12 protein-coding genes are annotated in these 12,510 nt (G+C 36.5%); 7 read left to right on the forward strand and 5 right to left on the reverse strand.

Annotated features, from left to right (window positions below):
• Window positions 1-38: 38 nt before the first annotated feature.
• From AC2CGN_RS11155 to AC2CGN_RS11165, 3 genes are read right to left on the reverse strand one after another with little or no spacing between them, the layout of a single operon-like run.
• Window positions 39-1,250, reverse strand: coding sequence for an amidohydrolase (locus AC2CGN_RS11155; RefSeq protein ID WP_484513873.1), 1,212 nt, complete (start codon window positions 1,248-1,250; stop codon window positions 39-41).
• Window positions 1,247-2,497 carry an amidohydrolase family protein gene (locus tag AC2CGN_RS11160; protein WP_484513875.1) on the reverse strand — a complete coding sequence of 417 codons (1,251 nt, stop codon included), beginning with the start codon at window positions 2,495-2,497 and terminating at the stop codon, window positions 1,247-1,249. The genes AC2CGN_RS11155 and AC2CGN_RS11160 overlap by 4 nt, the downstream gene beginning before the upstream one ends.
• Before the next feature lie 41 nt (window positions 2,498-2,538).
• Window positions 2,539-4,098 (reverse strand): glutathione ABC transporter substrate-binding protein, encoded by a 1,560-nt coding sequence (locus tag AC2CGN_RS11165; RefSeq protein ID WP_484513877.1) that lies wholly within the window; start codon window positions 4,096-4,098, stop codon window positions 2,539-2,541.
• Window positions 4,099-4,280: 182 nt separating this feature from the next.
• Here AC2CGN_RS11165 and AC2CGN_RS11170 point away from each other — a divergent pair, with 182 nt between their 5' ends.
• Genes AC2CGN_RS11170 through AC2CGN_RS11200 form a run of 7 tightly spaced genes read left to right on the forward strand, consistent with a single transcriptional unit; the run spans window position 4,281 to window position 10,919 of the window.
• A complete protein-coding gene (locus tag AC2CGN_RS11170) occupies window positions 4,281-5,183 on the forward strand; it encodes an ABC transporter permease (RefSeq protein WP_484513878.1) in 903 nt (300 codons plus the stop codon).
• A gap of 13 nt (window positions 5,184-5,196) precedes the next feature.
• Window positions 5,197-6,117: a nickel ABC transporter permease gene (nikB, locus tag AC2CGN_RS11175; protein ID WP_429982781.1), complete on the forward strand. Its 921-nt coding sequence runs from the start codon at window positions 5,197-5,199 to the stop codon at window positions 6,115-6,117.
• Window positions 6,118-6,131: 14 nt separating this feature from the next.
• Window positions 6,132-7,145 (forward strand): ABC transporter ATP-binding protein, encoded by a 1,014-nt coding sequence (locus AC2CGN_RS11180; protein WP_429982782.1) that lies wholly within the window; start codon window positions 6,132-6,134, stop codon window positions 7,143-7,145.
• Complete coding sequence (locus AC2CGN_RS11185) at window positions 7,142-8,128, forward strand: ABC transporter ATP-binding protein (protein ID WP_429982783.1); 987 nt, start codon at window positions 7,142-7,144, stop codon at window positions 8,126-8,128. The genes AC2CGN_RS11180 and AC2CGN_RS11185 overlap by 4 nt, the downstream gene beginning before the upstream one ends.
• A gap of 37 nt (window positions 8,129-8,165) precedes the next feature.
• Entirely contained in the window at window positions 8,166-8,918 is a 753-nt protein-coding gene (locus AC2CGN_RS11190; RefSeq protein ID WP_484513881.1) for a sensor histidine kinase, read from the forward strand.
• Between the two features lie 38 nt (window positions 8,919-8,956).
• Complete coding sequence (locus AC2CGN_RS11195; protein ID WP_286923379.1) at window positions 8,957-9,655, forward strand: response regulator transcription factor; 699 nt, start codon at window positions 8,957-8,959, stop codon at window positions 9,653-9,655.
• A 4-nt stretch (window positions 9,656-9,659) separates the two neighbouring features.
• A complete protein-coding gene (locus AC2CGN_RS11200) occupies window positions 9,660-10,919 on the forward strand; it encodes a permease (RefSeq protein WP_484513883.1) in 1,260 nt (419 codons plus the stop codon).
• 59 nt (window positions 10,920-10,978) lie between these two features.
• Here AC2CGN_RS11200 and AC2CGN_RS11205 read toward each other — a convergent pair whose 3' ends face one another.
• Both AC2CGN_RS11205 and AC2CGN_RS11210 read right to left on the reverse strand, forming a co-directional pair.
• Window positions 10,979-11,899 (reverse strand): DUF4181 domain-containing protein, encoded by a 921-nt coding sequence (locus AC2CGN_RS11205; RefSeq protein WP_484513885.1) that lies wholly within the window; start codon window positions 11,897-11,899, stop codon window positions 10,979-10,981.
• A gap of 7 nt (window positions 11,900-11,906) precedes the next feature.
• Window positions 11,907-12,428, reverse strand: coding sequence for a sigma-70 family RNA polymerase sigma factor (locus tag AC2CGN_RS11210; RefSeq protein ID WP_484513887.1), 522 nt, complete (start codon window positions 12,426-12,428; stop codon window positions 11,907-11,909).
• Between the last annotated feature and the right edge of the window lie 82 nt (window positions 12,429-12,510).

Consider the following 12,510-nt stretch of genomic DNA (forward strand, 5'->3'; position numbering starts at 1 on the left):
ATTTAAATTGGCAACTACACAGTATGCAGTTCCAATGTCTAGCGAATAAATTTTCCTTTAGACATCACAATTCGATCTATTGGTCTTCTAGCAATGACCTCAGCACTTGATACCGCATCAAAGAATACAAAGCTAGCTTCATCTTTAACATTTGGCCAAACCATTTGACCATCTGTATTCAATGGTGTAATACCATTTGTAATATATTTCAATACTTGGCGAATAGAGCGTTCATCAAGTTTTCTAGTTATATCTGCGAAGGTAGTTGCTTTTTCTAATACATCTCCTGAACCATATGGACTCCATGAATCATAAAATCCATCACAACCAAAATGAACATCGACACCATGCACTGACAATAAATCAATCGGTGGCATTACACGATTAATATTAAATGGTACGGTTGACATGATTTTTATTTGTTGCTGTGCGAGTCTATCAGCAATTGTATGCTGCTCCATTAGAGAGACATCTCCTAGTGCGAAGGCATGGCTAATTGCTGTTCGTCCTCGATAATTTGCCTCTTCGACAATATCAATCCATTTGTCAATTGTATAGTAGCCAACATGTCCTCCATCATGTAAATGAATATCAACATCAACATTAAATTCATGTGCAATATCCATTGTCCCGTAAAGAGAACGTTCAATGGTGTTATCTATTCCTGCTGGATCAAGCCCACCAATCATTGTAGCACCGTTACGTAATGCCTCACGTAGTAGCTTTGGCACATCATCCTGTAATAAGCCGTGCTGTGGAAAGGCAATGACCTCAGCTGTCACAATATCTTTATAGTCATCTAAGGCTGCTAGTACACCCTCTAAATTTTTCAACCCTATATATGGATCAATATTGACATGTGTCCGAATATGATTAGTGCCATTACTAATTATTTTTTCAATCATAGCAAGAGCACGCTGTTTGCCTGTAGTAGCTAAAATAGGTAACTCTCTTGCTTCTTGCTCCAGTCGATCCTTTAGGTTTTTTGCTGGTACTACCGCTTTCCAAGGTAAGGAAAGATACGTTTTATCTAAATGATTATGCATTTCCTTAAAAGCAGGTAATAGTAGCTTCCCCTTCATATCTGTAACCTGTTGTGAAGAATCAATGGGTTGTGCTGCAGATATGATTTGTGAGATAAAACCATCAGTAATCTCAAGGTTAAAAAGCTCAACCTTCGTGCCAACTGTCTCATTCTCTTTTATATATTCTCCTGTTTCAAGTAGAACGTTTGTAAGCCATTGCTTCATCTGAATTCTCCTTTCAACTCTCCCACTTCCTGCTGATGAATTACTTTGCCTTGTGAAATAACAGTAGATATCGGGCATCTTCTAGCCACAATATGGGCTGAGCTCACGCCATCTACTAAAAGCATATTCGCAGCATCACCAACCTTTGGCCATACACGCTCACCCTTATCATTAAGAGGTGTTATACCGCCAGAAGCATATTTCCATGCACGACTTAAAGAATATTCATCCATGAAACGAAATCTTTCTGCCATAATATTTAATTTTGTAATTGTATTTCCTGTACCATAAGGGGACCAATGATCTGTTAAGCTATCATGCCCTACCGAAACGTTTACTCCATTGTCATATAAATAGGGAATTGGAATTGTAGAGCGATTAATAGCCACAGGCACTGTTGTTGTCACATCCATTTGTACAGAAGCCATCGCTTGTACTAGGCTTTCTAGCTGAGGCTGTGGTAAATCAGCTAGTGCCATCGCATGACTGATTGTAACCTGTCCTTCTTTTTTAGCCTGTTTTGTCAAATCAATCAACTTATAAAATTCAAATTCTCCCAATGTATTGGGTGTATGAATATGAATATCGATACCAGCGTTATAGTCCTGTGCAATTTGCATTGTTGTTTGTAGTGATCTTTCAATATCTCGATCAACGATGGATGGATCAACGCCACCAACAAGCGTTGCCCCCATTGTCATTGCCTCACGAATAAGTTCTTCCACATTGGATCGTAGTAAGCCATGTTGTGGGAACGCTACAATATCATAGGTGATCTGATCTTGATATTTTTCTAAAACTTGTTTCGTAATTTCAATGTGCTTTGCCCCAATTTGTGGATCCACATTACAATGGGAGCGAATATGTGTATGTCCCTGTGCTATTAGCCACTTGACCATTTCTTCTGCTCGAAAGGCAGCTGTTGGCAATTGTTTTGGTAAAAGCGTTCTTTCTTCTTCAATACGCGTTAATATCCCTTTTGTAATCGGTCTTGGTGCCTGCCATTCTCCACCAAAATAAGTTTTATCGATATGAATATGCATTTCACGGAATGAAGGAACTAGTAGTTGCTTTTGAGCATCCAATACCTCTACATCTCCGTCAACCACTATATTTTTATCCACTTGTTGGACATGTCCACCTTCAATTAGGACATCATAAATAGCTGTACGAGTTCCGACAATATGTTCATTTTCGTACTCATAAGCTTCTTCTAATCTCACATTTTTCAGCAGTAGTTTACGCATAGTTTCCTCCTAATTGGTATTTTATTGATCACCAAGTTTGATTATTCTACAATTTCAACGCCACTAATTATTGTGTAGTTTGATGCATCTAACCAGAAACCTTTCACAGCATTGCTGTAAACTGCTAAATGCTCATAGTTACGAACTGGCATATACACAGCATCTTCTAACTCCATTTGCATTGCTTTTTTGTAGATTTCATTACGAGTTGCTTGATCGGATTCAGAGCGTCCTTCCTCAATTAGCTTATCTATCTCAGGATTACTGTAATAGAAATGATTTCCTGGTGCACCCATAGAGGCTGAATGGAATAGATTGTATTGGTTATAATCAGCGTCACCAGTAGCATTGCCCCAGCCACTTATAAACAATTGATGCTGCTCTTTTGTGATTTCTGAGATAAATGCACCATACTCCATAACTTGAATATCTACATCTAAGCCAATGCCCTTTAATTGCGATTGCACAACCTCTGCCATATTAATTCGTTCTTTACGATCACTTGTTAGAAGTTTAATTTTCGTTCCTTCTTTAATTCCTGCTTCTTTTAAAAGCTGTTTTGCTTTTACAACATCATAATCATATGCCTTCGTTTCACTTGAATAGCCAATCACCTTTGGACTCATTGCTGAATTCGCAAGTGTCCCTACATTATCATAAATTCCGCTAATAATTGCTTCACGGTCAACTGCATAGCTTATTGCTTGACGTACTTTAACATCAGATAATAAAGAGTCTTTCACATTGAAACCAATGAATTCTACTGCAAGTCCTTCTGCACGGAATAGATTCATAGACGGTGAATTTTCAATGCGATCTATTTCTGTTACTGGTACTTGCTCAGCAATATGGGCTTCTCCGCTTTCAATCATTGCTAAACGAGTAGAATCCTCTGGTACCACTTTAAATGTTACTTTATCTACTTTCGGAACATTGCCCCAATAATCTTTATTTGTATTTAGTGTAATTTCCTGTCCAGATTTCCAAGATTCAAATACAAATGGACCTGTCCCTACTGGATATGTTGCTAATTCATCTGCCGCTTCCGCAATAGCTTTCGGGCTGATCATACTTCCTTCTTGGCTTGCTAAAATAGATAAAAGCGGTGCATATGGTTCTTTTAACTTCAATGTCACAATATACGTATCATCTACTATTACTTCACTAATCATTGATAACTTATCACGCTGTGGTGAACCAGTTGCAGGATCTAAAATACGATCAAATGTAGCTTTTACAGCCTCTGCATTAAAATCTGCTCCATCATGGAATTTAATGCCTTCATTCAATGTAAATGTCCAAGTAACATCATCTTTTTGCTCCCACTCTTTTGCAAGTAATGGAACAATTTTTCGATCTCTATCAAAAGCAACAAGTGTTTCGTATACCTTGCCATGAATAATATTTGCTGAAGGAATATCTGTAATAAAGTGTGGATCAAGGCTTGTCGCATCCGAAGCCCTTAAAATAACCAATTCCCCTCCTACACTTTTTGCCCCCTCTTTGGAACCCTCTGCACTTTTATTACTAGCAGTCGAGCATGCCTGCAAAACTAGAACTGTAATTAGAGTCATGAATAAAAACAGCTTCATTTTCTTCATAAACATTTCCTCCTTGTGTGATTTGATACTTACATTTCGAATTATAAAGAAATAAAATTCACTTGTTTTTTAAAATTTTTACGTGTTTTTTTAATTTTCTGACTAATATACTCTAAAATATTTACATTCTTTACGCTTTTCACTAAATTGAAATCACATCAAATAGAAAAGGAGCATTCGGTATGAATAAAGTAACTACTACTATCGATCATTCTGTTTTAGTGAATGCACGCAAGGCATCTAGAAAAAAGAATCTTGTTTCATTCCTAAATAAAATCAAAAAAAATAAAGCAGCTGTCGCAGGAGGCATCATCATTCTTCTCTATATATTGATGTTTCTCATTGGGCCAATTATAGCCCCCTACGATCCCTTTGACGTACAGTTAGATCAAAAATTACAGGGACCGAGTTTAGATCACCTAATGGGCACTGATGACAAAGGACGAGATATTTTAAGCCGAATACTATATGGCTCACGTTTATCTATTGGTGTTGGTATTTCAGCTGTGTTGTTTGGTGGAACAATTGGAACACTTTTAGGGCTCATCTCTGGCTACTATGGCAAATGGGTTGATTCTATTATTAGTCGTATTTTAGATATCATGCTTGCCTTTCCAGGTATATTACTAGCTTTAGCGATTATCAGTGCATTAGGACCAAGTCTTATTAATGTAACAATTGCAGTTGGCTTTTTCTCTATTCCAATGTTTGCACGTATTGTACGTGGATCGACAATGGAAGTGAAAAAGTTGGAGTATATTGATGCGGTTAAAACACTTGGAGCAAATGACATGACTATATTAATCAAGCATATATTCCCGAATATTTTATCACCGATTATTGTTCAAGCATCTATGCGCTTAGCAACTGCTATTTTATCTGCAGCAGGACTATCATTCTTAGGACTAGGTGCACAACCACCATCTCCAGAATGGGGTGCCATGCTATCAAACGGTCGTGATTTCCTGTTTACCGCTCCTTATATGGCGTTATTCCCAGGTATTATGATTTCTTTACTTGTACTCGGGTTTAACCTATTTGGTGATGGATTACGCGATGCTTTAGACCCTAGAATGAAAAATTAAAGGAGAGAAGACCATGACATTATTTATCTTAAAACGACTTGCTCAAATTATCCCTGTGACGCTCGGTGTAACGCTTGTTGTTTTTCTAATTATGCAGATGATCCCTGGCGACCCAGCGATAATTTTAGCAGGTGAAGGCGCTTCACAGGAAACTGTTGCAGAATTACGTGAAAATTTAGGGCTCAATAAACCTTTAGCTGTTCAATACACAGATTACATTAAAAACCTACTACAAGGTGACATGGGTAATTCGTTAAAAAATAACCAACCTGTATTCGAGGAAATTACTGCTCGTTTACCTATCACAATTGAGCTAGCCTTTTATAGTATTTTAATCACAATTGTTCTAGGGCTTATTGCGGGCATCATCTCAGCAATCCGCCCCTACTCATTTATGGATGTTGGATTAATGGTTGTTGCATTATTAGGGATTTCTCTACCAAGTTTTTGGTTAGGTATTTTATTAATGTATGTTTTCTCTGTACAATTACACTGGCTTCCTGTGGCAGGCTGGGATAGTGCCAAACATATTATTCTTCCAGCTGTTACGCTCGGTGCTGGTGGTGCTGCCATCGTTGCACGGATGACTCGTTCTAGTATGTTAGAGGTCGTGAACCAGGATTATATTCGTACTGCCAAAGCAAAGGGCTTAAAAGGTTACATTATCATTTTAAAGCACGCATTACGCAATGCCTTAATTCCCGTTATTACAGTTGTAGGTTTACAGTTTGGTAGTTTACTTGGTGGAACAGTATTAGTAGAATCTGTTTTTGCTGTCAATGGATTAGGGCGAATGATTGTAGATGCTATTCGTACACGAGATATACCAGTCGTTCAGGGTGGCGTTCTTGTCGCCTCATTAATATTCGTTTTCATTAATCTTTTCGTAGACATTATGTATCGATTCTTTAATAAGCGAATGGATTTAAACTAGGGAGGGGAAAAAAGATGAAACAAGAAACAGTGTTGGAAGTAAAAGACTTACAAACTTATTTCTATTCAAGTGAGGGAGTCGCCAAAGCAGTTGACGGTGTGTCATTTACACTTCAAAAAGGAGAAACATTAGGCATTGTTGGAGAATCTGGTTGTGGGAAATCAATGACTTCCCTATCATTACTACGTTTAGTACCTTCACCCCCTGGTAAAATCATCAATGGTGAAATTCTCTTAAATAATACAGATATCTTGAAATTATCAGATGAAGAATTACGCAAAATACGGGGCAATAAAATATCAATGATTTTCCAAGAGCCAATGACAAGCTTAAATCCCGTGTTATCTGTTGGGGAGCAAATTGCTGAATCTATACGTTTGCACCAAGGTTTATCACGCAAAGAAGCATGGCAAAAGGCTGTCGACATGATTCGTCTTGTTGGGATTCCCGCACCTGAAAAAAGAGCAAAACAGGAGCCCTATCAGCTAAGTGGCGGGATGCGTCAACGCATTATGATTGCAATGGCACTTGCCTGTACACCAGACGTGTTAATTGCTGATGAACCGACAACTGCTCTAGATGTGACCATTCAGGCTCAAATTATTGATATTATTCAAAATCTGCAAAAACAATTAGGGATGAGTATAATCTTCATTACCCATGACCTTGGTGTAGTTGCAGAAATATGCGATAAAATAGCCGTTATGTATGCGGGTCAAGTTGTAGAGGAAGGTACAACAGAAAGTCTTTTTGAAAAACCGTTACATCCCTATACGAATGGACTCATTCAATCCTTACCAAAGCTATATGAAGATCAAGAGGAACTATCTACTATTCATGGAACCGTTCCAAGCCCATACAATTACCCAATTGGCTGTCGTTATGCAGAGCGCTGTCCATTTGCTACAGATTTATGCCGTGAAAAACAGCCTGAACTCCTTACTGTTGAACCAGAGAAAAAAGTAAGATGCTGGATGTACAGTAATGAATGGCAAGGCGAAACACATATGAAGGAGATGACAGTATGACAACAAAGCAGCAACCTCTATTAGAAGTAAATAATTTAAAGCAACATTTTTTCTTAAAAAAAGAAAAGCTTTTAGGTCCACAGCAGGTTGTTAAAGCTGTGGATGGTGTGTCCTTCGAAATTCTTCCTGGAGAAACACTCAGCATCGTTGGAGAATCGGGTTGTGGAAAATCAACAACTGGTCGTTCAATTTTAAGATTGGACGAGCCTACCGCTGGAGAAGTGTTGTTATTCGGTAAAAACCTAGTGAACATGAACAAAAAAGAGCTGCGAGCTGCGCGTAAGGATATACAAATTATTTTCCAAGATCCCTATGCATCTCTCAACCCGCGACGAACAATTCGTAAAATGTTAATGGAGGCTATGTCAATTCAAAAAATAGTACCACCAGAGCAACAAGAGGCACGCATGATTGAGTTAATGTCGCTTGTGGGTTTACGTCCTGAATACTTAGAGCGCTATCCACATGAATTTTCAGGTGGACAGCGTCAGCGTATTGGTATTGCAAGAGCCCTTGCTGTCAATCCAAAAATAATTATTTGTGATGAATCGGTTTCTGCCTTAGATGTTTCCATTCAAGCACAAATTTTAAACTTACTGAAGCAACTACAAAAAGATTTAGATTTAACCTTTTTATTTATCTCTCATGATCTAAGCGTCGTTCGCCATATTTCAGACCGAATTATGGTCATGTATCTTGGAAAAGTGGTAGAAATCGCTGATAAGCATTCACTTTTTTCACAGCCACATCATCCTTATACAAAAGCACTTTTTTCATCGATTCCAGTAATCGATAAGCACCATCGCAAAGAGCGCATTATTTTGAAGGGGGACCTACCTTCACCACTTAATCCTCCTACTGGCTGTAGCTTCCATACGCGTTGCCCATTCGCAACAGATAAATGTAAAGCAGAGGTGCCAGCATTACGAGAAATTTCTGCAACGCATAAGGTAGCTTGCCATTTTGCAGAAAATTTAGTTTAATGTAACTTACACTAATAAAATAAATGGAGAGGTCATTATGTTACAACTAGAAACCTTCAACATATATATTCTCCTATGTGTAATTGCTCCAATTATTGGAGCTTTTCTGCTTACGTTTATTTTTATATTTGAAAAACAAATTGATAGCCTTGAGGAAGAAAAAAGGCATTTAGAGTTAGAGCAGGATTTACAAAGAGCCAATATTCTGCAATTAAATCAGCAAATACAGCCACATTTCTTTTTTAATGCCTTAAATTCATTACTGAGCCTTGCCCGCATCAATCGGAAGGAAGATTTGGTTGCGGGCATTGAGTCCTTAGCAACGTTTTTTAAATTTAAATACAATAATCACGAGGTGTTAATTGCTTTAAAAAACGAGGTACAATTTGTCGATAGCTACTTAAATATTCAACAACTACGCTTTGGGCATCGTTTAACGATCCACAAGTATGTCGATGATGCAGCCCTATCCGTACAAATACCTCCATTTATTCTCCAGACCATTATTGAAAATGCGTATAAACACGGCTTTGAACAACATATAGGACCTGCAGAGCTATCCATTTTTATCAAAAAAATGGACAAGTTTTTATTAATAGAAATAAAAAATACACAACCATCAGAAAAAATAGAAACTGTTATTGAGCAGGTAGAGGATGAATTGCAGCAAGGCTATGGTCTTGAAAATATTAGAAAACGACTTGAGCTCATTTATGGACTCGAAAATATTTTATTCTCGATTCAAAATTATGAACAGCTTTACACTGTAACGATCCATGTTCCCGCTTAGGCTTTCTAGAAATTTGAATGTGAAAGGAGAACCTCACCATGAATATATTAATCGCAGATGATGAGCCGTTAGAGCTTGAGCAAATGATTTATTTGTTAAAGCCTCATTTCCCTAATTGGACATTCCATACTGCTCAGGATGCCTCACAAGCTCTGCAATTAGCTAAAAAACACCGTATGACTATCGCCTTTTTGGATATTCAAATGCCTGGGAAAGATGGAATCACTTTGAGCAAGGAATTAAAAGAACTTTATGAAGTAGACATTATTATGGTGACAGCTTATCAGACCTTTGAATATGCCCAACAAGCATTACGTATCGGGGTTAAGGATTATCTTACAAAACCTGTTATCGCTAGTGAGTTAGATGCTATCGTGGAGAAATATAAAGTATGGAGCTCTAACCATGATGCCATTCAAAGTGCTCTGTCCTATATTCATGAAAATTATCATGAAAAGCTAAGTTTAAATATTATTGCTGAAAAAATTCATTTGAATCCTAGCTATTTAAGTCGTAAATTTTTGGAGGAGCAATCCATCGGCATTAATGAATATATTAATAATTATCGCTTAGAGATGGCTATCAAAAAAATAAGTGAAAATCTAGACACAAGTATGTCTGCTATTGCTGAGAGCTGTGGATTCAATAGCCAACACTATTTTAGTGTAGCTTTTAAGAAAAAATATCATCAATCACCTCGCCAATATAAAACCTCTAAAATGAGTAAAGGGTATTAATTGTATGTTAAAAAAATCTTCATCGCTCATACCGTTTGCAAGTTTAAGCACAGCAGCAGGGGTCATTATTCTTTTAGCAAGATGGATTAATGGTAATTTACTATTGTCCTCTCCTTCTGCCCTTATTTCTTATGGTTTTATGGCAGGCATTTGTTACACACTAGCAACAGCCATATCTTTTATTGTGCTTGGTTCATTTTTAAAGAGAAGTGGCTTTACGCAAAGCCAAAACGAACAAAGTTTTTTGATTCTGAAAATACAGGAAAAATTAAGTGGCATTAATTTAAAAGTCTTACAATTTTTCTATTTAGTAACAGGCGTTGAAATATGGCTAATTCAATTAATAACTGTTAGTGTTTTATCAACAATTATGTTTAATATACCAGTGCCGATAACACTAATCTTATTTTTAATCGGGATGTTATTATTGGATCGATTCCTATCGATAAAAGGAATATTATGGATGGATATTTTATTTATCGTTATACTTTTTTCTTTACTTATTTTTATCCCTATTTTTTATTTTGTACAAAATGGTGCTAGTACTGTATATGAAGGAATTCGATTGTATCATCCATATTTGTTTTATTTTAAAAACAGTGAAATCCTTTTGTTTTATGTTGTTTTACAATTAGCAATTTTAGGACAAGTATTGTTCGATAAATCAACATGGTTTCTAATTGCCTTTATAAAACCTAAAAAAATACGTCGAAGTTTATTTTCGGCAGGCATTATTTTAGCTTTATTAACTTTATCCTTTACTGCCGTCTTAATGATCGCCCTATATAGCGGCTCTTATGGACAATTTCAAATTTTAGTCCTTACCTTTTTATATGAGGTACAGCCAGGTTTCCTTACTTTTGCTTTTTTTGTCTTTACATTTTTAGCTATTGTGACAACCTTACTTGTTGAAATGCGAGCAACGAAACGCTTCTTTTCCACAAAAAAACCCTATTATTACTACTTGATAGGCCTTATACTATTCTCGTTTACCTTATTTTTATCAATCGATATGACAATCTTAGGGGTTATTTACATCTTTGCTTTTCTTCACATCACCATGCTGCCCTTTATCATTATTCTTTTATTTACAAAGCGAATAATTCATAAGCATAGTTGGTTTGCAATATTTCTTTCTATAATAATCGGTGTCGGTATTGGTTTATACTTTAACTTTTTATATGGTCTAGCTGTTAGCTTTATAATCTCATGTATAGCTCAATTTTTGCTTCAGACTGAAAATATGGATAGTCGAAACATATGAGCTCGGTTTCAATCGAGCTCAATGCCCAGCTCATCTTTCATTTTGCTAACCGAATACAGCTAAAAAATATACATAAAGAATATAAAAAAAGCTAGAAGCATTACAATGGAAGAAATAATTGACACATAATGTCTTTTCTCTTCGCGACCATAGTAATACTCAATCATTATAGAACTTATTATAACTACAGCCAAAAATGCACTTGTAGCAGCTGTATACAAGAGCCATCCATTTATTGAAAATAAAAAAATAAAAATTACATTCAGAAATTTCAAGATATACACGGAGCGTTGATGACCTTCATTTACGTATTTCGGCTCTTTAGGAATATTAAACTTCCTTCGCAAAAGTTTAGCAACTAGCCACCCAATAAAGATAAAAATAATTAAAAAAGTAATTAATTCTGAACTGTTAATAGTAAATTCACTTTTCTGTACAAGATTTTTATAAGCAGACGCTATGTTTTCATTCTTTACTTTGTAAGATATGTTTGTCTGTTGATCCGTGAAAACTAATTCGGTATCCTTTAAGTACATCTTTAGCTTTATGACCTGCTCATTATCAAACTCGACCCATATATCACTCTTCGCATAAGCGATAAAATTATTATCCCTCAGTGTAACAGTAGCTTGTTGAAATATTTGTTTCAGCAATTTTCTTTCTGATTCTTCTTTATACGCTTGCTGTCCTATAATCCAACCAGCTCTTCCAGCTTTAAAGGATTCCTCATCCCAATTCTGTACCATAGTAAACTGTTTAATTTCTGCCTGTTCTGCTAATTCAACAATCGTAGCATGTTTCGTAGTTTCCACTTGTCCCCAAGGACCTATTACATATAACAACAGTAGTGTTATCATGACTGCTCCAATAGCTATCAATGGATATTGCCTGCTTCTTCTCGTGTTGTGCTTAACATGCTGTAAAATGCGCTCTTGTAATGGCTGTGAAAACCGTGGCGCTTCACCAAGCTCTTTATCCAATTTGTTCTTAAAGAATGTCATCCCCTAACACCTCCCAATCATTTCTATCTAGTTTTTCTTGTAGCTTTTGTCTTGCTCTACGTAATCTAGTTTTTACTGTATTTTCCGTGGATGCTAGGATTTCTGCAATCTCTCGTATTTTTAATTCTTGATAATAGTAAAGAATAAGTACTTCCCTATAAGCTATTGGAAGTTCAAATAAAGCTGTTGTCAAAATCCGACGATTATCCTTCTCTACTAATTCTTTTTCAGGTGTTCGCTTACTCACGCCAATATGCAATTTTTCTAATAACATATGCCGTTTATTTTTCCAGCTTCGTAAATAGTCGTGACTTTTATGTACAGTTATTTTTACTAAATATATTTTCAATGAGGACCGTTGTTCAAAGCGCTCCTGTTGACAATAATAGGCGAAAAATACATCCTGAACGATTTCCTCCGCTACGGCCCAGTCATTCACATAGAGATAGGCCACCCGTAAGCAATATTCACCATGCTCATCCATAATTGCTGTTAAATGCTCACTCAAGCAAACACCTCCTATTCCCATTCAAACTATAGTCGTAACAACATTTATATTAGTTTCAATATAATAAAAAAAGTGCCCAAAT

This window comes from Lysinibacillus sp. DFXJR4 (assembly GCF_057196045.1).

Bases quoted from the DNA above. Each gene is read 5' to 3' on its own strand.
- AC2CGN_RS11155 (WP_484513873.1), bottom strand. From the start codon at position 1,250: ATGAAGCAATGGCTTACAAACGTTCTACTTGAAACAGGAGAATATATA.
- AC2CGN_RS11160 (WP_484513875.1), bottom strand. From the start codon at position 2,497: ATGCGTAAACTACTGCTGAAAAATGTGAGATTAGAAGAAGCTTATGAG.
- AC2CGN_RS11165 (WP_484513877.1), bottom strand. From the start codon at position 4,098: ATGAAGAAAATGAAGCTGTTTTTATTCATGACTCTAATTACAGTTCTA.
- AC2CGN_RS11170 (WP_484513878.1), top strand. From the start codon at position 4,281: ATGAATAAAGTAACTACTACTATCGATCATTCTGTTTTAGTGAATGCA.
- nikB (WP_429982781.1), top strand. From the start codon at position 5,197: ATGACATTATTTATCTTAAAACGACTTGCTCAAATTATCCCTGTGACG.
- AC2CGN_RS11180 (WP_429982782.1), top strand. From the start codon at position 6,132: ATGAAACAAGAAACAGTGTTGGAAGTAAAAGACTTACAAACTTATTTC.
- AC2CGN_RS11185 (WP_429982783.1), top strand. From the start codon at position 7,142: ATGACAACAAAGCAGCAACCTCTATTAGAAGTAAATAATTTAAAGCAA.
- AC2CGN_RS11190 (WP_484513881.1), top strand. From the start codon at position 8,166: ATGTTACAACTAGAAACCTTCAACATATATATTCTCCTATGTGTAATT.
- AC2CGN_RS11195 (WP_286923379.1), top strand. From the start codon at position 8,957: ATGAATATATTAATCGCAGATGATGAGCCGTTAGAGCTTGAGCAAATG.
- AC2CGN_RS11200 (WP_484513883.1), top strand. From the start codon at position 9,660: ATGTTAAAAAAATCTTCATCGCTCATACCGTTTGCAAGTTTAAGCACA.